The organism is Cryobacterium sp. TMT2-18-2, assembly GCF_004402245.1.
GTDB lineage: Bacteria > Actinomycetota > Actinomycetes > Actinomycetales > Microbacteriaceae > Cryobacterium > Cryobacterium sandaracinum.
On the sequence record NZ_SOFU01000010.1, the window covers coordinates 96,784 to 117,684 of the forward strand.

Below are 20,901 nucleotides of genomic sequence, written 5' to 3' on the forward strand. Positions count from 1 at the left end.
ATGCTGGTGTGCGTTCGGTGCTGGTGTTCTGGTGCTGAAACAACGTTAGCCGCTGTGACTACGCGAGGGCGGCGTGGATGAAGTCGGTCATTCGCGCCGAGCCGTCGAGTCCCCCGACGGATGCCGCCGCGACGCCCATCCGGCGCACGCGCTCCCGGTCGGTGAGCACGGGAACGAGCTCGTGCTGCACCCAGTTCGGCAGGAAGTCCGCATCGTCGACGAGGATCCCGCCGCCGGCGCCCACGACGTCGGCCGCGTTGAAGCGCTGCTCGCCGTTGCCGACGGGGTAGGGCACGTAGACGGCCGGGATGCCGAGGGCGCTGAGTTCGCACACGGTTCCGGCACCGGCCCGGGACACCGCGAAGTCCGCCGCGGACAGCGCCAGGTCCATCCGGTCGCAGTAGGAGATCAGACGGTAGTGGTGCAGACCTGGGTCTGTCACCTCCGACTTCTCGCCGGTGATGTGCAGCACCTGCCAACCGGCCATGATCAGACCGGGAGCCGAGGAAGCGATGGTGTTGTTCAGGCGCCGAGCGCCCAGGGATCCGCCGGTGACCAGCAGGGTGGGGCGGTCGGCGTCGAGGCCGAAGAACGTCAGGGCCTCCGGGCGCGCCTGAGCCCGGTCAAGCTCGGCGATCTCGGGTCGCAGCGGCATCCCGACGACGTGCGGGTGGCGGATCCGGGTGCCGGGAAAGGCCACCGCGACGTGGCGGGTGAACCAGGCGCCGAGCCGGTTGGCCAGCCCGGCCCGGAAATTGGCCTCGTGGATGACGATCGGCACCCCCGCCCGGCGCGCCGCGAAGTAGGCCGGAGTCGAGACGTAGCCGCCGAACCCGACGACGACGTCGACCGTGCGGAACCGGATCAGATCGGCCACATCGCCAATGGCCTGGTTCAGCCGTGGCAAAAAGGTGAGGGCCTGTCGGTTCGGCCGGCGTGGGAAAGGCAGTCGGGGAACGAAGACGAGCTCGTAGCCGCGGGCCGGCACCAGGCGGGCCTCGAGGCCCTCCTGGGTGCCGAGAACGATGACCGTCGCATCCGGTTCCCGGCTCATAATGGTGTCGGCGACGGCCAGCAACGGGTTCACGTGGCCGGCGGTTCCGCCCCCGGCCAGCAGATAGGTGGTCACTGTCGGGCTCCTGACGTGTCGGGTGACATGGAGCTGCGTCGTGGCGGCTCCGCCTGGTCGCCCCGGGTGAATGAGAGCACGATGCCGATCGCGCCGAGGGTCGTGAGCAGGGCGGTGCCTCCGGCGGAGACCAGCGGGAGCGGAACACCCAGCACCGGGAACACGCCCAGGACCACGCCGATGTTGACGAAGGCCTGGCCGATCAGCCAGACGAGCACGGCGGCCGTCGACACGCGGGCCTGCAGGCTCGTGCTGGTGCGCATGATGCGCAGGAACGCGAAGGCCAGCAGGATGAACATGAATAGGACGACGATGGCCCCGATCAGTCCGAGTTCCTCGCCGACGATGGCGAAAATGTAGTCGTTGTCGGCCGCCGGCAGCCAGGACCACTTGGCCTTGGAGTTGCCGAGCCCGACGCCGAAGATCCCGCCGTTGGCGAGTGCCCAGGTGCCGTGCAGCGGCTGCCAGCAGGGTGCCGAGATGGGGCCATCGAGCTCTTCGCAGCCGGCTCCCATGAAGCTCAGGATGCGGGTCATCCGGTTTGTGCTCGTCAACGCCATCAGAACCGCGAGCACGACCCCGGCGCCGAGAGGCACTGCCAGGAGGCGCAGTCGCACGCCGGCGAAGAACAGGGCTCCGAAAAGGATACCGGCCATGATCAGGACGGTTCCGAGGTCACCGCCGATGAGCACGAGCAGCACGGCGCCGCCGCCCACGCCGAAGACCGGAATGTACACGTGGCGCCAGTCGTCGAGCCGGTTCTCCTTCTGCGACAGGATCATGCCCAGCCAGACGACGAGGGCGAGTTTGATCGCCTCGGAGGGCTGGAACTGGACTCCGCCGACGGACAGCCAGTTGGTGTTGCCGGCCACCTCGACGCCCAGCGGCGTGAACACGACCAGGCATTGCAGGAGGCAGGCGACGATGAGCATCGGCCAGGCCACACGCTGCCAGAACTTCAGCGGCAGGTGGCTGATCATCAGCATCACTGGAACGCCGATCAGCGCGAATCCCCCCTGGCGCAACACGGTGCCGAAGAAGCCGGTGTTCTCCAGGTAGGAGTCGACCGAGGAAGAGGACAGCACCATGACCAAGCCGAACACGACGAGGAACAGTGTCGTGCCGAGCAGCAGAAAATAGCTCGCGGACTCGGACTTGAACACCCGGCCGAAATGAATCCGGGTGGAGGCGACGGGCTCGGCCTCCCTAGGCGCCGGGGTTCGAGGCGGAGTCTTCATCCGCCTCACCTCCCAGGTGCTCCCGTACGGCTTCTGCGAACAACCGGCCCCGCTGGGCGTAGTCGGTGAACTGGTCCATCGACGCCGCGGCCGGAGCCAGCAGCACGACATCGCCGGTTTCTGCGAGACCGGCCGCGAGGCGGACCGCCCCGGGCATCACCTGACCAGTGTCGTCGGCGTCGATCTCGAACACCGGCAGCTCCGGCGCGTGTCGCGCGAATGCGTCCCGTAACACGGAGCGGTCGGCTCCGATGATCACGGCCCCGCGCAGGTGGCCGACGTGCCGGGCCACCAGATCATCGACGTCGACGTCCTTGAGCAGGCCGCCGACCAGCCAGACGACGGTCTCGAAAGCGCTGAGCGAAGCATCCGCCGCATGCGGGTTGGTCGCCTTCGAGTCGTCGATCCAGCGGATGCCGGCAAACTCGGCCACGATCTCGATCCGGTGCGCGTCGAGGTGGAAACCCGCCAGGGCGTCGTGGATGACACCGGGCGCGACACCGAAGGACCGGGCCAGGGCGCTGGCGGCGAGGATGTCGGCGAGCAGGTGCGGCGCGCTGAGCCCGCGGGCCCGGAGTTCCGGCGCGGTGGTGATCTCGATGGCGGTCTCGAACCGGTCCTCGTGGAACGCGCGGTCGCAGAGGATGCCCTCGACAATGCCGAAGTCGCTGGGCCCGGGGGCGCCGAGACCGAAGCCGATCGCCCGGGCGCCCTCCTGCACGTCGGCGTCCTCGACCATGCGGATGGTCGCGGCATCCGCCTTGTTGTAGACGCAGGCCACCCGGGTATTGGCGTAGACGGTGGCTTTCGCATCGCGGTACGCCTCGGCCGAACCGTGCCAGTCGAGGTGGTCGTCGGCGATGTTGAGGCAGACGCTGGAGAACGGCAGGAGGGCGCCGGGACCGGTGCGGGGCAGGTGGTGAAGCTGGTAGCTGGAGAGTTCGACCACGAGCACGTCCCAGCCCTGCGGGTCGCGTACGGCGTCGAGGACGGGCACACCGATGTTGCCGCAGGGTGCGACGCGCAGGCCGGCGGCGGCGAGCATGGTGGCCGTCAGCTGCACGGTGGTGGTCTTGCCGTTGGTGCCGGTGACGAGGATCCACTCGGCTGCGGGCCCGACCTTGTCCCGCAGGCGCCAGGCCAGCTCGATGTCTCCCCAGACCGGGACCCCGGCCTCAGCGGCCCAGAGCAGCAGAGCGTGGTCGGGATGGTAGCCGGGCGAGGCGATCAGAACCTCCGGGCGGTGCCGGGTCAGTTCGTCCGGCACGATGCCGGGCGCCGCCTGCACCAGTTGCGCCCCGATCACGTCGAGCAGGCGGATGGTATCGGCGGGAGCATCGCCGGCCACAACGAGCACATCGGCTCCCAGCTCGGCGAGGGTATCGGCGGCCGCGAAACCCGTGACGCCCAGACCGAGCACGGCCACGCGCAGGCCGGACCAGTCGGCGTGCCAGCTCGTGAGGGCGTCAAGGCGTGCGGCATCCGCTGCAGTGGGCTCGGCGTCGTCCGAGTGTCGACCGGTCACTCGGCGGTCAGCCATTCGAGGTAGAAGGTGCCGACGCCGGCGGCCACGAGCAGCCCGCCGATGATCCAGAAACGCACCACCACGGTGACCTCGGCCCACCCCTTGAGCTCGAAGTGGTGATGGATGGGGCTCATCAGGAAGATGCGCTGGCCGCGGGTCACCTTGAAGTAGGCGCGCTGCACGATCACCGACCCGGCCTCGATCACGAACAGGCCGCCGATCAGCACGAGCAGCAGTTCGGTGCGGCTCAGAATGGCCAGGGCGGCGAGGGCGCCGCCGATGCCGAGCGAACCGGTGTCGCCCAGGAAGATCTTGGCCGGCGAGGTGTTCCACCAGAGGAAGCCGATCAGGCCGCCGACGATGGCCGCGGAGACGATGGCCAGGTCGAGCGGGTCCCGAACGTCGTAGGCGCGGTAGAGGTCGGAGATATCCGCGCCCCCGAAGCGGGCCTGGTTGGACTGCCAGAAGCCGATCACGATGAACGCGCCGATCGACAGGATCGACGACCCGGTGGCGAGCCCGTCGAGGCCGTCGGTGACGTTGACGCCGTTGGACGTGGCCGTCACGATCAGACAGATCCACAGCACGAACAGGGAGATGCCGATGATGCTGCCCAATTGCATGAAGTCCAGCGGCAGATCTCGTAGGAACGAGATCTGGGTCGACGCCGGCGTGACGCCGTTGGCGTTCGGAAACTGGATGGCCAGGATGGCGAACGTGCCGGCCACGAGAACCTGGCCGGTGATCTTGGCCCAACCACCGAGCCCGAGGCTGCGCTGGTTGCGCGTTTTCAGGAAGTCGTCGACGAAGCCGACCATGCCGAGGCCCACCATCATGAACAGCACCAGCAGCGGCGACGCCGTGACCGGGGACCCGGTCAGCCACATCGCCGAGAAATAGCTGACCACGGCGCCGAGGATGATGATGATGCCACCCATGGTGGCCGTGCCGCGCTTGGCGTGGTGGCTCTGCGGGCCGTCGTCGCGGATGAACTGTCCCCAGCCCAGCTTCTTGAACAGCCGGATGAACAGCGGCGTCAGCGACAGGGTAAAGACGAGGGAGAAGGCTCCGGCCATCAAAAGTGCTCTCACGAGAACCACTCTCCCAGACGGTCGCCCAAAAATCTCAGGCCGGCGGAATTGGAGGATTTCACCAGCACGGTGTCCCCCGGTTGCACCGTGGCGCAGAGCAGGTCGAAGGCATCGTCGGCATTCTCGACGAAGGCCGACTCCCCGTCCCAGGATCCCTCGTTGATGGTGCTGATGTGCATGCGCCGGGCGCCCCGCCCGACGACGATGAGCTGGGAGATGTTGAGGCGCACGGCGAGCAGCCCGACCCGGTCGTGCTCCTCACCAGCCAGTTCGCCCAGCTCGCTCATCTCGCCGAGAACCGCGATGGTGCGCCGGCCGGGAACACCGATCTGGGCGAGGGTCTTGAGTGCCGCCGTCATGGAGTCCGGGCTGGCGTTGTAGGCGTCGTTGATGACGGTCACCCCGTCCCGGCCGCCCATGACCTGCATGCGCCAACGTTCGGCGGTCTGCACGGATTCGAGGGCGGAGACGATGTCGTCGATCGGGACCCCCAGGATCTCGGCGGCGGCGGCGGCGGCCAGGGCGTTCATGACATGGTGTTCGCCGAGCACCTGGAACGCCACCGGGCGGGACTGGCCCGAGGCCAGGTGCAGCGTGAACGTCGTTCCGGACGCGGAGGCGTGCACCGCGGTCGCGCGCACTCCCTCCTCGCCGTACTGACCGAACCAGACGATCCGGGCCCGGGTGGAGGCGGCCATACCGGCGACGCGCGGGTCGTCGGTATTCAGCACCGCGACATCCGTCGCCAGCAGCTCGGTGACCATTTCGGTCTTCGCGCGGACCGTGGCCTCGATACCTCCGAATTCGCCGGCGTGGGCGAGGCCGACCTTGAGCACGATCCCGATATCGGGACGGGCCATCCGGATGAGCCGGGCGATCTCGCCGACACCGCTCGCGCCCATCTCCGCCACCAGGAAACGGGTGTCGCGGGTCAGTTCGAGCATGGTCAGCGGCGCGCCGACCTCGTTGTTGAAAGATGCGCGGGCCGCGACGGTGGGGCCGACACGTTCGAGCACGGCGCGGAGCAGGTTCTTCGTCGTGGTCTTGCCGTTGGATCCGGTGACGGCGACGATCTTGAGGTTGCCGGCTTCCCGCACGCGGGCCACGACGTCGGTGGCGAGGGCGCCGAGGGCGAGCACGGCGTCCGGCACGACGATCTGCGCGACGGGGAGATCAAGGTGTCGTTCGACGATCAGCAGGGTGGCGCCGCGATCGACGGCGGCCGGAGCGAAGAGGTGACCGTCGGTCACCTCACCGGGCTTGGCCACGAAGATGGAGCCGGGAACGGTGTCGCGCGAGTCGGTGTGCACAATTCCGTCGGTCACCGAGTCGATGCTCCGAGAAGTTCCGTCCAGGTGGAGCGTTCCGTCGACGGCCAGGGCGATCTGGCCCAGGGTCAGCGCGATCATCTACAGCCACCCCGCATCGCGCAGCGCCTGGCGGGAATCGTCCCGGGCGGAGTACGGAATCTTCACGCCGGCAACCTCGTGATAATTTTCATGGCCTGGTCCCGCATACAAAATCGCGTCGCCTTCTTTCGCTAGGGAGAGCGCCGTCCGGAACGCCGTTCGGGGGTCGGGCACCTCATAGAACTCGCCGCCGGGCACAGCCTCCCTGGCGGCAGTGAGAAGCGTGGCACGGATGGCCGCGGGGTCTTCGAACCGAGGGTGGAAGTCGGTGATGACAACGACATCCGCCCCGCGGGCCGCGATGGCACCCATATCGGCCCGTTTGGTGGTGTCGCGGTCGCCGTCCGCGCCGAAAACCATGATCAGGCGACCGGTCGTGAACTTGCGAATGGCCGCGAGGGTGTTCAGGAACGCGTCCGGGCTGTGCCCGTAGTCGATGTAGACGAGCGGACCGGTGTCCCCGGAGATGCGCTCGGCGCGCCCGGGGATATAGACGTCGATTCCGCCGTCACGATCGAGGGAATGGGCGATCGCCTCCAGGTCGTAGCCGGATTCGACCAACATCAGGATGGCCAGGGCCGCGTTGGCGGCCATGAACCAGCCAACCAGGGGAACCCGGGTCTGCAGGCGGCGCCCCTCGGGACCCTCGAGCAGGAACTCGGTGTACAGCGCGCTCTCGGAGACGATGGACATGTGCCAGTCGGCGGCGACATCCGGGTTGCTGCTCAGGGTGGTGACGGGGATCCGGCACTCGTCGACGATCCGGCGGCCCCAGTCGGAGTCGACCGTGATGACGCCCCGCCGGGAGCGGTCAGGCTGGAACAGCTCGAGTTTGGCCTGGAAGTACTCGTCGAGGCCCGCGTAGTCGTCGAGGTGGTCGTGACTCAGATTCGTGAACCCGGCGACGTCGAAGACGAGCCCGTCCACGCGGTGGCGGGTCAGCGCCTGGGCGGACACCTCGATCGCAACGGCGCGCACCTCGGCCTCTCGCATGCGGGAGAGGAGGGCGTGCAGCTCGGTTGCCTCCGGGGTCGTCAGCGAGCTCACCACGGCGAGGTCGCCGATGCGGCGCTCGGCCGTCGAAGTGAGCCCGGCCACGACGCCCAGTTGGTTCAGCAGGGCGAAGAGGAGGTAGACCACGCTGGTCTTGCCGTTGGTTCCGGTGACGGAGAAGAGCGTGGCCGGATTGGCGTCGGTGCGGTAGATCCAGGCGGCGACGGCACCGAGCGCGGCGCGCGCGTCCGGGGTCACCAGGATCGGCAGGCCGCTGTCGGCGGCCAGTACCGCCCCGGCCTCATCGGTCAAAATCGCGACCGCGCCGGACTCGCGGGCGCCGGCGGCGTAGGACGCGCCATGACTCGCCCGCCCGGGAACGCCGACATAGAGGTCTCCGGGCTGAACGGTTCGGGAGCTCAGGCTCACGCCGGTGACCTCGAGGCCATCGACATCGCCGTGCACGTACAGTTCGAATTCATCGACCAGTCCCGACAACGATCTGGGGACCGGATGCTGAGGACGGAGAGCCGAGGGTGCCAATTCGGTCACGGGGCTCGCTTTCTTACCAGGTACCGGGAAGGGCAGGCGCGGCGGCGCCCGAGGGGACTGCCCGGTACTTCTTCAGCACCTGACTCATGACCTCTTGAAAGATCGGAGCAGATGCCGCGGAAGAGTTCAGTTTAACAGGATCGGCGAGGCTGACCGAAACGACATACTGCGGATCGTCGCCCGGAGCGAAGCCGGAGACCGACACCAAATACCCCTTAGTGTACCCACCCTGACCATCGGGCATCTGCGCTGTCCCCGTCTTCGCGCCCACCCGGTAGCCCGGAATCTCCCACGTCTTGGCCAGCCAGGCTTTCTGGTAGACCATCTCGAGGATGTCTGCGGTCTCCCGGGCGGCGGCGGCCGACACGACCGGGGTGCCGACCGCTTCGGGCACGTCGGTCATGCTGCCGTCAGCGTGGCGGCAGCCTGCGACCAGCTGCACGGGCATCCGCACGCCGTTGTTGGCCAGGGTCTGGTAGATGCTGGAGACCTGAATGGCCGTGGTGGTGAGCCCCTGACCGAACATGGTCGCGTACTTGGTCTGGTTGTCCCAATCTTCGAAGGGGCGAAGGGTGCCGGATTCCTCGGCGAGGAATCCGGACTCCGAGGCCGAGCCCACACCGAACTTACTCATATAGTCGTAGCGCTGCTGGTCACTGATCAACTCGCCGAACTTCGACATGCCCGTGTTCGATGACTCGATCATCACGCCCGTGAGGGTGAGGTTCAGGTCGGCGTGGTTGGAGCTATCGTTCACGTTGGCCCCGTTGGGCGGCAGGTACCGGTACGGCGCGACGACCCGGCTCAGCGGGGTGGCGGCCCCCGCGTCGAGAACGGATGCCGTGGTCAGCGCCTTGTACGTAGAACCGGGCTCGAAGGGGGCGGTGAAGGCCCGGGAGCCGCGGTCCTCAGCGTCGGGGGTGCCGTTGACGTTGTTGGGGTCGACCGACGGGTAGTCGGCGACCGCGACGAGCTTCCCGGTCTTCACCTCCTGCACCACCACGTTGCCCCAGGCCGCGCCTGTGGCGACGGCCTGTTCGGCCAGCACCTGCTGCACGAACCATTGCAGGTCGGAGTCGATGGTCGTGACGACATCGCCGCCGTCCTTAGCCCGGGCCGTGGTGACGGTGCTCTGGGGCAGGCGCACGCCATCCGCACCCTTCTCATAGGTCTCCGTGCCGTTGGTGCTCGCGAGGCAGGCGTCCTGCCCGAGCTCGATGCCGGCCTGGGCCTCACCCCCGGAGGAGACGAATCCGACCAGGTTGCCGGCCACGGCGCCGTCCGGGTAGACCCGGCCCGGGTTCTTCTCGGCGTACATCCACGGGATGTCGAGCTGGTCGATGGCCCGAAACACCGAGACGTCCACGGCCCGCACGACGACGGCGTAGTCGGAGTCCTTGTCGGCGGCCAGGGAGCCGGAGATGATCCGGAGGATCTCGTCACCGGTCTGCCCGGTGAGGGCGCCCACCTCCGCGGCCGCCTGGGCGACAGTCACGGTCACGTCGCCATCGTCGGTGGTGCGGTCGAATTCCGCGGCGTTCCGCGGGGACAGGGTGATGTTGTACCGCATGACCGTGCCGGCCAGGACGACCCCGTTCGTGTCGACGATGTCTCCGCGGGCTCCATAGACGGGCTGCTCGACCGACCGGTTGCCCAGCGAGTCGGCGCTGAGCGTCTCGGCGCGCACGACCTGGATGTCGACGAGCCTGACCACGAACACGGCCACGAACACGAGCAGGATCAGGATCGTCGCGGCACTGCGCCGCCTGCTGGACCGAGAGCTGCTCGCCACCTCTGATTCCTTACTGCGGCCGGGGCCGCGGGTTGGGCGCGTTCTGGGAACGCAACTAACGGGAGGTCGGGCGGGACGTCCCTCGCGAGACGGGCGAGGCGGGGCGGGCTAGCGGGTCGTGGGCGTCGGCAGAGCGTTGGGTTCGGCTGCCGGGGCAACCGGGGCGACCGCCGCGGGGACCTCGGCCGGTGAACCGCCGAGGCTGGCTCCCTGGCCGCTGTTCTGCGGCAGTTCCGTGATCAAAGGTACGCCGGCCAGGAGTGAGTTCGGCACCAGACTCGCCGTCCCGGCCTGGCTTCCGCTGGCCGAGGCCGGGGCGCCGAGCACGGCGCCGTCGGACAGTTGCAGGAACAACGGATTGGAGTTGGTGACCATGCCGAGCGCTTCCGCGTTCGCGGCCAGGCTCTGCGGGGAGGACACCCGCACGAGGTCCTCGGTCACGCTCTCCGCCGTGCGTCCGAGTTCGACCTGGCTGGCCTGCAGCCGGGACACCTCGTAGGCGGACTGGGAGATCCCGACGCTCAGCAGCAACTGGGCGATCACGATGACCGCCACGCCGGTGACGGCCGATAGGGCGTAGACGATTTTCGGCCGCGCGTGTCGCTGGCTGCGCGGCGACACGATCTGGATGTGGCGAGGCTCCGACACCGGAGCGGCGTCGGGGGTGCTCTCCCAGGCGGGTCGTAGGACGCGTGCGAGATTGTCACTCATGCGGCTCTCCTCAGTCGCTCGGCGGCGCGAAGGCGAACCGGCGTTGCGCGCGGGTTTCTCGCCTTTTCCTCGTCCGAGGCCAGTTCGGCGCCTCGGATCAGAAGTTTGAACAGTGGTTTGTGTTCGGGAAGCTCAATCGGCAATCCGGCAGGGGCGGTGGAGCCGGATGCCTTCGCCAGGGTCTTCTTCACAATCCGGTCCTCGAGGGACTGGTAGGCCATGACGACGATGCGCCCACCGACCGCGACCGAATCGAGCGCTGCGGGAATGGCGCGCTCGAGCACGGCGAGTTCCTGGTTGACCTCGATGCGCAGCGCCTGGAAGACCCGCTTCGCGGGGTGTCCGGCGCGCTGAACGACGACCGGTGTGACGGCGGTGATCACGGAGACCAGCTGGGCCGACCGCACGAACGGGGTGGTCTCCCTGGCCTCGACGATGGCCTTGGCGTAGCGTGCCGCCAGCTTCTCCTCGCCGTACTCGTGGAAGATCCGGCGCAGGTCCTGCTCGCTGTACGTGGCCAGGATGCGCTCGGCCGTCAGCGAGCTGGTGTTGTCCATGCGCATGTCCAGCGGCGCATCCTTGGAATAGGAGAAACCACGCTCGACCCGGTCGAGCTGGAGCGAGGACACGCCGAGGTCGAAGAGCACGCCGGACACCTCGCGGATGCCGAGGCCGGCCAGCGCGTCCTGGATACCGTCGTAGACGGTGTGCACGAGGTGAACCCGGTCGCGGAACGGCTTCAGCCGCTCCTCGGCGATCGCGAGGGCGTCGAGATCCCGGTCGAGTCCGACCAGGACGAGCCCGGGGAATCGCTGCAGGAACGCCTCGGCGTGCCCGCCCATGCCAAGAGTGGCGTCGACGAGCACGGCGCCGGGTTGTTCCAGTGCCGGTGCGAGCAGCTCGACGCAGCGGTCGAGCAGGACTGGGGTGTGGATGTCGTTGATGGCCATAGTCCCGGGTGGATCCTGATTCCTGATCCCCATCCATTCGTCTCTGCCACCGGGGAAGTGTGTCAGGCAGAACGGCTGGGAGTCAGGCGTCAGGAGCTAGATGAGTCCCGGAATCACCTCCTCCGTGATGTTGGCGAATGGTTCTTCCTGTTCGGAGAGGTACGCGTCCCAGGCGGCGGTGTCCCAGATCTCGACCCGGTTGCCGGCGCCGATCACGGTGAGGTCCCGATCGAGCCCGGCCCAGGCGCGCAGGTTCGCGGGGATGGTCACCCGGTTCTGCTTGTCGGGCTGCTCTGCGCTCGCGCCGGAGAACATCATGCGACTGAAGGAGCGCCCGCTCTGGTCCGTGAGCGGCGCCTGGGAGATCTTCGCGTAGTACGCCTCGAACTCCCGGGTCGTGAACACGTAGAGGCAGTTCTCCTGGCCTCGGGTCATGACGATCCCGGGAGACAGCTCGTCCCTGAATTTCGCGGGAAGGATGATGCGTCCTTTTTCGTCGAGCTTGGGGGCGTACGTGCCAAAGAACATTCATCTCCCCCTCTCATCCGGTCACGGTCCAGATCTTGCTCCACTTTACTCCACTTTGATCCACTAAACAGAATAAACGCCCAAATATTGGAGAAATTCTCCCCACTGATCCGCATGAACACGGGGAAGAGCAGGGTGGATGGATATTCAACAACGGGATTCACTTCGCGCCATTTTCAGGCACAAAAAAAGGGCCGATCGGATGATCGGCCCTGTCTGCGAGGTGCGGTGGAGCGAAAGTGCGGTGGAAAGGTGGTGAGGAGGTTACTGCTGGCCGTCCTGGCGGCGATCCCAGCGTTCGTTCATCCGATCCATGAAACCGCGCTGAGACGACCTCTGCTGCTGGTTCGGACGGGAGCGCGGAGCGGCTGCGGACATCCGCCGGGCGGACTTGCTGGGCGTGGTCGCGATCAACACCCCGGCGAACATGATAATGAAGCCGAGGACGCCGAGCCAGAGCTGCTGGATAGCCACGCCGGCGATGAGAGCACCGATGCCGGCAACCGCGGCCAGAACCCCGATGGAAATCGAGCGGTAGTCGGGCCGGAGGCTGCTGCCGCCGACGGTCGCCACGAAGTCGGCGTCATTGTGGTATAGGCCGCGCTCCATCTCTTCGAGGAGTCGCTGCTCTTGTTCCGAAAGCGGCATCTCATTCCTCCTGTTTGGGATCGCGCTGTGCTCCACCGATTCTAACCCCGCCGTGATGGCTAGGCTAGGCAAGTGGCGCAAAGCAATCATCTGATCGATCTGGTTCATTCTCGCATCGACGAATTCCTCGAAACCCGTTTACCAATTGTGACTACCATCAGCCCCGATCTCACGCCGCTGGTGGAGTTCTCACGGCAGTTTCTCAGCGGTGGCAAACGCTTCCGTGCGCTGTTCTGCTACTGGGGCTGGCAGAGCGTCGGCACAAGCGGATCCGCTGGTGCGAACGGGGATTCCGACCCCGCCCTGACCGCGCTGGTGCCGGTCATCTCCGCGGCGGCGGCCCTGGAAATCTTTCATGCGGCAGCGCTCGTGCACGACGACATCATCGATAATTCGGACACCCGGCGCGGCGCGGCCTCCGCCCACAAACTGTTCGAGGGCATGCACGGCCAAAGCGGCTGGGCAGGCAGCCAGGTCGCGTTCGGCCGGGCCGCCGGAATCCTTCTCGGCGACCTCCTGCTGGGCTGGAGCGATGAGCTGCTCGACGAGGGGCTCGCGGCAGCCCCCGACGCGTCGGCCGCGGTCCGGGCACGGATAGAATTCAACCGGATGCGCACCGAGGTCACCGTGGGCCAGTACCTCGACATCTTCGAAGAACGCGCCTGGCTCACCCAGCCCGAATCGGAGCTCTTCGACCGGGCGCTGCGGGTCATCGTCTTCAAGTCGGCCAAGTACAGCGTGCAGGCGCCGCTCGTGATCGGCGCAGCCCTGGCCGGCGCCGGCCCGGACCACCTCGACGCCCTGCGTGCCTTCGGACTGCCGCTCGGCATCGCATTCCAACTTCGGGACGACCTGCTCGGGGTGTTCGGCGACGCCTCCGTCACCGGCAAACCGAGCGGCGACGACCTCCGCGAGGGCAAACGCACCGTACTGGTCGCTCTGGCGCGGGAGAACCTGACGGACACGGCCCGCGATGACCTGGACGCGCTCCTCGGCGACCCCCTGCTGACGGAAGCACAGATCGGGATGTTGCAGCGCACCATCGTGGACAGCGGCGCCGTCGAGCGGATCGAGGCGCTGATCGACTCGAACGTCGCCGAGGCCCTCGCAGCTCTCGAGGGGTCACCGATCAGCGACGCGGTCACGACGCGGCTGATGGAGCTGGCCGAGACGGTGACCCGCCGCGCGTTCTAGGAGCACTGAAAAGTCAGGCGAGCGCCTGGGCGACCCGGCGCACTTCGGCCTTACGGCCGGCGAGCAGTGCCTGGACCGGGGGGACGCCGAGGCTGCCGTCGACCTCAAGGAGCCAGCGCATCGCCTGCTCGTCACTGAAGCCGTCGTCGGATAGCACGATCAGGGTGCCGCGCAGCTCGGGCAGCGGGGCACCGTCCCTGATGAACGCGGCGGGAACCTGCAAGGGGCCGTTGTCACGGCGCATGGCGAGCAGCTGCTTGTCGTCGATCAGCTGACGCACGCGGCTCTGGCTGACGCCGAGCACCCGGACGAGGTCGGGGATGGACAGCCACTCTTGATCTGAGAACGATTCGGTCACTCATCAAGCCTCCCATGATTCGACAGGCCGGACAAACTCTCAGGGCGCAAACGCGCGTGTTGTTGCCCAGAATGGGGGCCAACCTGCTTGACTGATTAATACTGTGCCAGCACCGCTGTCGCATGCAATCGACGGGAGCGGAATGTCGGCACCAGCCAGCAGGAACAGTCCAGCCAGCAGCACCAGCAACGTGAATTCTTCGACGCCCGGCGAGGGCCGCCACCGGCACGCCACCGAACGACGGGGTCTGGGCGTCCTGGTCACCGTCCCGCTCGTGCTGATCAGCACGATCGCGATCAGCCTGAACCTGGCGTCGCCGGCGGAAGCCGCCACCATCGCGAAGAAGACGCTGAAGAGCAAGAGCATCCTACCGGCCGCGGTGCCCGCCGACCCAGGCCGGCAGAGTATCGCCGCCGCCGCGGCGCCGAGCCAGTACCAGGTCGTCGACGGCGACACCGTGAGCAGCGTGGCCGGACGATTCGGTCTCTCCACCGCATCCGTGCTCGCCCTCAACGGCCTTGGCTGGTCCGCGCTGATCTTCCCGGGCCAGATGCTGACCCTGGCCGGCCTGGCGCAGCCGTCCGCTCCGGTTCCGGCGCCCGTCGCCGCCGAGATCTCGCGGTACCTGATCCAGAGCGGGGACACGCTTTCCGGCGTTGCCGCCGCGCACGGGCTCTCCCTCGGGGCCCTGCTCCGCGTGAACGGGCTCGACGCGGGCAGCATCATCTTCCCCGGACAGGCCGTCGTGCTGCCGCCGGGCGAGGGTGCCGCGCCGGTCTCGGCCGTGCCGGCCGCAGCCGTCGCCCCGCTGAATGTTTCCGGCACGCACACGATCGCCGCCGGCGAGACCATCGGAGCCCTCGCGGCCGCGGCGGGCGTCTCGGTGCAATCCGTGCTCGACGCCAACGGCCTCGGCTGGACCAGCATCATCTACCCCGGCCAGGTCCTGTCGATCCCGTCCGGCTCCGTTCACACGGCGCCGGCGATGGAATCGGCGATCCTCATCGAGGAGGCCGTCCCTGCGCCGTCTGCAGCGCCCGGCGAGGTCACGCCGCTCAGCGAGGACATGCGCCGGCACGCCGAAATCATCATCGCGAGCGGTCGCCGCGCGGGTGCCGGCGACTCCGCAATCGTGATCGCCCTGGCCGCCGCGGCCCAGGAATCCGGGCTGCGCAACGTGCAGTACGGCGACCGCGACTCCCTCGGCCTCTTCCAGCAACGCCCCAGTTTCGGCTGGGGAACGCCCGAGCAGGTGCTCGACCCGGAGCGGGCCAGCCTCGCCTTCTTCGGCGGCCCCGTGAACCCCAACCCCGGCATCACGCGCGGACTGCTCGACATCCCCGGCTGGGAGTCGATGACCGTGACCGAGGCCGCGCAGACCGTGCAGATCTCGGCTCACCCCAACCACTACGCGAAGTGGGAAACATCGGCCCGGGCCTGGCTGGCCGATCTCGGCTGACCTGCAGCTCGCATCCGCTCAGGCGTGAAAACCCTGACTTGCGAGTGTTCCGGCACAGGGAACGGCTTCGCAATCCCTAGACTCGACTAGTGAGCGATACCCCTGCCGATCCCATGGTCGGCCGTCTGATAGACGGCCGCTATCAGGTGCGCTCCCGGATCGCCCGCGGTGGCATGGCCACCGTGTACCTCGCGACCGACCTGCGCCTCGAACGCCGGGTCGCCATCAAGATCATGCACGGGCATCTCGCCGACGACAACACGTTCAAGGCCCGGTTCGTGCAGGAGGCCCGCTCGGCCGCCCGGCTCGCGCACCCGAACGTGGTCAACGTCTACGACCAGGGCCAGGATGCCGATATGGCCTATCTGGTCATGGAATACCTGCCCGGCATCACTCTGCGCGACCTGCTCAAGGACTACGGCCGGCTCACCAGTGAGCAGACGATGGACATCCTCGAGGCGGTGCTCTCGGGCCTCGCCGCCGCGCACAAAGCGGGAATCGTGCATCGCGATCTCAAACCGGAGAACGTTCTCCTGGCCGACGACGGCCGCATCAAGATCGGCGACTTCGGGCTCGCCCGGGCCGTCAACAACAACACGGCCACCGGGCAGGCCCTGCTCGGCACGATCGCCTACCTCTCCCCCGAACTCGTCACGCGGGGCATCGCGGATGCCCGCAGCGACATCTACGCGCTCGGCATCATGACCTACGAGATGCTTACCGGCGAGCAGCCCTATGTGGGCGAAGCGCCCATGCAGATCGCCTACCAGCATGCGAACGACACCGTACCCATGCCGAGCGCGCGGATACCCGCGATTCCGCACGAGCTCGACGAACTGGTGCTCTGGGCCACCGCCCGCGACCCGGAGCAGCGCCCCCGGGACGCACGTGTCATGCTCGATCAGCTGCTCGACCTCGACAAGCTCGTGCGCCCGGCTCCCCCGGCGACCGGACAATCCGCAACCATGGTGCTGCCCGGCGGCGTGACCGCAGCGGTGGCCGACGCGGACACCCAGATCCTCGGCGGTGCCCCGCTCGCCCCGGCGGTGGCCGGCGTGGCCACGGCGGCTACTGCCTCGGCACCCGCCACCACCATTCTCCTGGCCGACAAGGCCCGCACCCGCAAGTTCCGCGGTTTCTGGCTCTTCGCGCTGGTGCTCATGCTGACAGCCCTTGCCGGCGGAACCGGCTGGTTCTTCGGCAACGGCCCCGGCTCGGAGGTGCCGATTCCCGCCCTCGTCTCGGTGTCCCCCGACGACGCCACCGCCCAGCTCACCGGACTCGGGCTGGAGGCGGAGCTCGGCACCGAGTTCAGCGGCACCATCCCCGCCGGCCTCGTCTCCAGCACCAACCCGGATTCGGGCACCCGCGTGGCGAAGGGCAGCACGGTGACGCTGCGTGTATCCCAGGGCCCGCAGCCGATCGTGCTGCCCGTGCTGGCGGGATTGACGGCCGATGCTGCGACCTCCGCCGTCACGGAGCTGAAGGCAGGCATCGGGGCGACCGATTCCCTCTTCGACGACACCGTGGAATCGGGCCTGGTCATCTCCGCGAGCCGCGAAACCGACGCCGGGGACGTCTCCCAGGGGGGGGACTACTTCGTGGGCATGAACGTCAATCTGGTCCTCTCACTCGGCCCCGTACCGGACGTGTCCGGCAAATCCGTCAAGGAAGCCACCGCGATCCTGGCGGAGAAGGGGCTGCTCGTCACCCCCGGCGACGAGGTCTACAGTGAGTCGATCGCCGAGGGCGACGTCGTAAGCGCGGCCCCCGTGAACGAGGGTCCCGTACGCACCGGCGGCACCTATGCACTCACCACCTCCCTCGGCCCGGCACCCGTCACGGTGCCCAACATCGTCGGCCTCCCGTGGAACGAGGGCAAGCAGGTGCTCACCGACCTGGGATTCAAGCTGAGCTACAATCTCGGCGCGGATGCCATCGCACCGCTCCTGAGCGTCGCTTCGACGAATCCCGAAGCCGGCACCGACGCGCCCAAGAACAGCACCATCACCCTCAAGCCGACGAACCCGTTCGGCTAGACAGCCGTCACGGCCGGGCGGCCGAACCCGCCGGTTCCCCTGCCGGACCGGGCACCCGGGGCCGCGGGGACCGGTCAGCGAGCGGCGAGCTCCTCGGCGACCAGGAAGGCGAGCTCGAGCGACTGCATGTGATTCAGGCGCGGGTCGCAGAGCGACTCGTAGCGGGTCGCCAGCGCGGCCTCGTCGATGTGCTCGGAACCACCCAGGCACTCCGTGACGTCGTCGCCGGTAAGTTCGACGTGAACGCCGCCCGGGTGTGTACCGACGCTGCGGTGCGCCTCGAAGAAGCCGCGCACCTCGTCGACGACGTCGTCGAAACGACGGGTCTTGTACCCGGTGGGCGTGGTCACACCGTTGCCGTGCATCGGGTCGGTGACCCAGAGCGGCTTGGCCTCACTGGCCTTGATCGCCTCCAGCAGCGGCGGCAAGGCGATGCGCACCTTTCCCGCACCCATCCGGGTGATGAACGTGAGACGACCGGGTTCGCGGTTCGGGTCAAGCTTGTCGACCAGTCGCAGCATGTCGTCGGTTGACGTGCTCGGACCGAGCTTGACCCCGATCGGGTTGCGCACCCGGGAGAGGAAGTCGACGTGCGCGCCGTCAAGGTCACGGGTGCGCTCCCCGATCCAGATGAAGTGCGCCGATGTGTTGTACGGCGTGCCCGTGCGGGAATCGATCCGGGTCATCGGACGCTCATAGTCCATCAGCAGACCCTCGTGGCTGGTGTAGAACTCCGTCCGACGCATGGCCTCAAAGTCGGCGCCGCACGCGATCATGAACTTGATCGCGCGGTCGATCTCCTTGGCCACCTTCTCGTAGCGCTGGTTGGCCGGGTTTGCGGCGAAGCCCTGGTTCCAGCTGTGCACCTGGCGCAGGTCGGCGAAACCGCCCTGCGTGAAGGCACGGATCAGATTGAGGGTGGAGGCGGCGGTGTGGTAGCCCTTGACCAGGCGGGCCGGGTCGGCCTCGCGCGATTCGGGTGTGAAATCGTAGCCGTTGACGATATCGCCGCGGTAGGCCGGCAGGGTGACGCCACCCCGGGTCTCGAAATCGCTGGAGCGTGGCTTGGCGAACTGGCCGGCCATCCGGCCCATCTTGATCACGGGCATCGACGCGCCGTACGTCAACACGACGGCCATCTGCAGCACGGTCTTGACCCGGTTGCGGATCTGCTCCGCGGTGGCGCCGCTGAACGTCTCGGCGCAGTCGCCGCCCTGCAGCAGGAAGGCATGGCCGCTGGCGGCCTCGGCGAGCCGGTTCCGTAGAATGTCGACCTCGCCGGCGAAGACCAGCGGCGGCTGCGTGGATAGTTCGGCAGATGCCGCGGCAACCGCATCCGCGTCGGGCCAGGTCGGCTGCTGCTTGATCGGGAGGGTGCGCCAATAGTCCAGGCCGGCAACCACAGATCGGTCTGCGAGCACGACTGGTTCGGTGGGGTCTACCACGGGACTATTCCTTTTTTGTCTGGTCCGGCGAAAAAAAAAATTGTGGGCCGGGCTATCGGGTCGGGGTCTCTCGGCCCCTGGGCAACCGTCTGATTCTATCGGGTCAGGCTGGCCCGCTTTTCTTTCACGCTGGTCGCGTAGACGTCCACATACTCCTGCCGGCTGAGGGCCTGCAGCTCGTACATCAGCTCGTCAGTCACGGACCGGAGCACGAACCGGTCGCTTTCCATGCCGTCGAAGCGGCTGAAGTCGAGGGGTTCGCCGATCACGATGCCGATCCGGCGCACCTTCGGGATGCGGGTGCCCGTCGGCATGGCTTTCTCAGTGTCGATCATGGCCACGGGGATGACCGGGACCTCGGCCTCGAGCACCATCCGTGCCACGCCGGTGCGGCCCCGGTACATCTTCGCGTCCGGACTGCGGGTGCCCTCAGGGTAGATGCCGAGTACGCCGCCGGCACCCAGGACGCGCAGGCCGGTGTTGAGGGAATCCTCGGATGCCTTGCCACCCGACCGGTCGATCGGCAGCTGGCCGGTGGCCTTGAAGAACTGTCGTGTCGCCCAGCCCTTGAGCCCCTTACCCGTGAAGTACTCGCTCTTGGCGAGGAAGACGACCCGCCGCGGCACGACCAGCGGCAGAAACACCGAGTCGATGAACGACAGGTGATTGCTCGCGAGGATGACACCGCCCTCCTTGGGGATGTTCTCGAGCCCGACCACCCAGGGCCGGAAGATAGCCAGCAGCAGAGGGCCGATGACAATGTTTTTCATGAGCCAGTAGAACATCGTTGCTCCCTCAGTAACCCGGAAAGCCTACTGCGCGAAAACGTGTTTCCGCGCCAGGTCGGCGGCACCGACGACACCGGCGTCGTTGACGAGCTGCGCGATGGCGAATTCGGCCTCCGGGTGGAAGCCCCTGGCCGGCAGATTTTCGAGGTACGCGGCCCGGATGGGCTCGAGCAACAGTTCACCGGCAGCGGCGACGCCCCCGCCGAAGACGAAGATCTGCGGGTCGAGCACGGCCGCCAGACTTGCGCAGGCCTGCCCGAGCGAGCCGCCCACCTGCCGCAGGGCGGCCAGAGCGCCGTTGTCACCGTCCTGGATCAGCCGGCCGACCTCTTTGCCGGTCAGCTTGCCCTTGCGCTCACGGGCGGCCGCGAGGCCGAGGCCGATTCCGCCGGCATCCGCCAGCTCGGTGGCAATTCGAAGCAGGGCGCGACCCGAACCGTACTGTTCGATGCAGCCGTGGGCGCCGCAGCCGCAGAGGCGACCGCCGGGCACCACGCGCAGATGCCCGAGCTCGGCGGCACAGCCGAAGCCACCGCGGAAGAGACGGTTGTCGGCGACGATAGCTCCGCCCACGCCGGTGCCGATGGTGAGGGTGACCATGTCGGTGTAGCCCCGGCCGGCGCCGAAGGTGAATTCCGCCCAGCCCGCGGCGTTCGCGTCGTTCTCGATCAGGATGGGCAGGTCGAGCCGCGCCTCGAGAGTGGCCCGAAGCGGCTCGTGGCGCCAGTTGACGTTGGGCCCGTAGTAAACGGTGGACTGGGCGGCGTCGATGAAGCCGGCCGCGGCGATCCCGGCGGCGACGACCACCTCGCCCTTCGAGAGCTCCGTGATCATGTCGACGACGGCGTCTTCGATCCCGCGAGGATCGCTCGCGGTGGTCGGGCGTCGATCCGAGCGGATGATCGTTCCGGATTCGTCGACCAGGGCCGCGGCGATTTTGGTGCCGCCGATGTCGATACCAATGGCGTGCACAGCGGACTTCTTTCGTCGATGGATAAAATGGGGCGCTCTGCGAGGCGAGACAACGAAGCCGGTGCGTCCCCCTAGAGTGT

General features: G+C 67.7%; 18 protein-coding genes. 3 read left to right on the plus strand and 15 right to left on the minus strand.

What is annotated here, in order from left to right; translation table 11 throughout:
- Window positions 1–58: 58 nt before the first annotated feature.
- From E3O22_RS03245 to E3O22_RS03295, 11 genes are all read right to left on the minus strand, one after another.
- Window positions 59–1,129 (minus strand): glycosyltransferase, encoded by a 1,071-nt coding sequence (locus E3O22_RS03245; RefSeq protein ID WP_134395439.1) that lies wholly within the window; start codon window positions 1,127–1,129, stop codon window positions 59–61.
- Window positions 1,126–2,367: a putative lipid II flippase FtsW gene (gene ftsW, locus E3O22_RS03250; protein ID WP_134395440.1), complete on the minus strand. Its 1,242-nt coding sequence runs from the start codon at window positions 2,365–2,367 to the stop codon at window positions 1,126–1,128. Before ftsW ends, E3O22_RS03245 begins: the two co-directional genes overlap by 4 nt.
- Window positions 2,336–3,907: a UDP-N-acetylmuramoyl-L-alanine--D-glutamate ligase gene (murD, locus tag E3O22_RS03255; protein ID WP_134395441.1), complete on the minus strand. Its 1,572-nt coding sequence runs from the start codon at window positions 3,905–3,907 to the stop codon at window positions 2,336–2,338. Before murD ends, ftsW begins: the two co-directional genes overlap by 32 nt.
- A complete protein-coding gene (mraY, locus tag E3O22_RS03260) occupies window positions 3,889–4,983 on the minus strand; it encodes a phospho-N-acetylmuramoyl-pentapeptide-transferase (protein ID WP_134395442.1) in 1,095 nt (364 codons plus the stop codon). The genes murD and mraY overlap by 19 nt, the downstream gene beginning before the upstream one ends.
- Window positions 4,980–6,392 (minus strand): UDP-N-acetylmuramoyl-tripeptide--D-alanyl-D-alanine ligase, encoded by a 1,413-nt coding sequence (gene murF, locus E3O22_RS03265; RefSeq protein ID WP_134395443.1) that lies wholly within the window; start codon window positions 6,390–6,392, stop codon window positions 4,980–4,982. Before murF ends, mraY begins: the two co-directional genes overlap by 4 nt.
- Window positions 6,393–7,937, minus strand: a complete 1,545-nt coding sequence (locus E3O22_RS03270) for a Mur ligase family protein (protein WP_134395444.1) — start codon at window positions 7,935–7,937, stop codon at window positions 6,393–6,395.
- Window positions 7,938–7,950: 13 nt separating this feature from the next.
- Complete coding sequence (locus tag E3O22_RS03275; protein ID WP_241976495.1) at window positions 7,951–9,729, minus strand: penicillin-binding protein 2; 1,779 nt, start codon at window positions 9,727–9,729, stop codon at window positions 7,951–7,953.
- A gap of 108 nt (window positions 9,730–9,837) precedes the next feature.
- Window positions 9,838–10,440 carry a hypothetical protein gene (locus E3O22_RS03280; protein WP_134395445.1) on the minus strand — a complete coding sequence of 201 codons (603 nt, stop codon included), beginning with the start codon at window positions 10,438–10,440 and terminating at the stop codon, window positions 9,838–9,840.
- The gene (gene rsmH / locus E3O22_RS03285) at window positions 10,437–11,390 is read right to left on the minus strand and encodes a 16S rRNA (cytosine(1402)-N(4))-methyltransferase RsmH (protein WP_134395446.1); all 954 of its coding nucleotides are present in this window, start codon (window positions 11,388–11,390) and stop codon (window positions 10,437–10,439) included. Before rsmH ends, E3O22_RS03280 begins: the two co-directional genes overlap by 4 nt.
- A gap of 96 nt (window positions 11,391–11,486) precedes the next feature.
- Window positions 11,487–11,918: a division/cell wall cluster transcriptional repressor MraZ gene (gene mraZ, locus E3O22_RS03290; protein ID WP_104099528.1), complete on the minus strand. Its 432-nt coding sequence runs from the start codon at window positions 11,916–11,918 to the stop codon at window positions 11,487–11,489.
- Between the two features lie 264 nt (window positions 11,919–12,182).
- Complete coding sequence (locus tag E3O22_RS03295) at window positions 12,183–12,674, minus strand: DUF3040 domain-containing protein (protein WP_347232348.1); 492 nt, start codon at window positions 12,672–12,674, stop codon at window positions 12,183–12,185.
- Between E3O22_RS03295 and E3O22_RS03300 the strand changes: the two genes are divergently transcribed.
- Window positions 12,639–13,760, plus strand: a complete 1,122-nt coding sequence (locus E3O22_RS03300) for a polyprenyl synthetase family protein (RefSeq protein WP_134395448.1) — start codon at window positions 12,639–12,641, stop codon at window positions 13,758–13,760. The two genes, E3O22_RS03295 and E3O22_RS03300, sit on opposite strands and share 36 nt — an antisense overlap.
- 13 nt (window positions 13,761–13,773) lie before the next feature.
- Here the strand turns inward: E3O22_RS03300 and E3O22_RS03305 are convergent, their stop codons facing one another.
- Window positions 13,774–14,118 (minus strand): Rv2175c family DNA-binding protein, encoded by a 345-nt coding sequence (locus tag E3O22_RS03305; RefSeq protein WP_134395449.1) that lies wholly within the window; start codon window positions 14,116–14,118, stop codon window positions 13,774–13,776.
- A gap of 190 nt (window positions 14,119–14,308) precedes the next feature.
- Between E3O22_RS03305 and E3O22_RS03310 the strand changes: the two genes are divergently transcribed.
- A complete protein-coding gene (locus E3O22_RS03310; protein ID WP_241976496.1) occupies window positions 14,309–15,577 on the plus strand; it encodes a LysM domain-containing protein in 1,269 nt (422 codons plus the stop codon).
- A gap of 89 nt (window positions 15,578–15,666) precedes the next feature.
- Window positions 15,667–17,616 carry a Stk1 family PASTA domain-containing Ser/Thr kinase gene (gene pknB, locus E3O22_RS03315; RefSeq protein WP_134395451.1) on the plus strand — a complete coding sequence of 650 codons (1,950 nt, stop codon included), beginning with the start codon at window positions 15,667–15,669 and terminating at the stop codon, window positions 17,614–17,616.
- A gap of 74 nt (window positions 17,617–17,690) precedes the next feature.
- On the opposite strand, the gene E3O22_RS03320 is transcribed toward pknB, so the two are convergent.
- From E3O22_RS03320 to E3O22_RS03330, 3 genes are all read right to left on the minus strand, one after another.
- On the minus strand, window positions 17,691–19,061 hold the full coding sequence (locus tag E3O22_RS03320; protein ID WP_370448424.1) for a class II 3-deoxy-7-phosphoheptulonate synthase: 1,371 nt from the start codon (window positions 19,059–19,061) through the stop codon (window positions 17,691–17,693).
- 95 nt (window positions 19,062–19,156) lie between these two features.
- Window positions 19,157–19,846 carry a 1-acyl-sn-glycerol-3-phosphate acyltransferase gene (locus E3O22_RS03325; protein ID WP_134395452.1) on the minus strand — a complete coding sequence of 230 codons (690 nt, stop codon included), beginning with the start codon at window positions 19,844–19,846 and terminating at the stop codon, window positions 19,157–19,159.
- 27 nt (window positions 19,847–19,873) lie between these two features.
- Window positions 19,874–20,821, minus strand: coding sequence for an ROK family glucokinase (locus E3O22_RS03330; RefSeq protein WP_134395453.1), 948 nt, complete (start codon window positions 20,819–20,821; stop codon window positions 19,874–19,876).
- Window positions 20,822–20,901 lie beyond the last annotated feature (80 nt).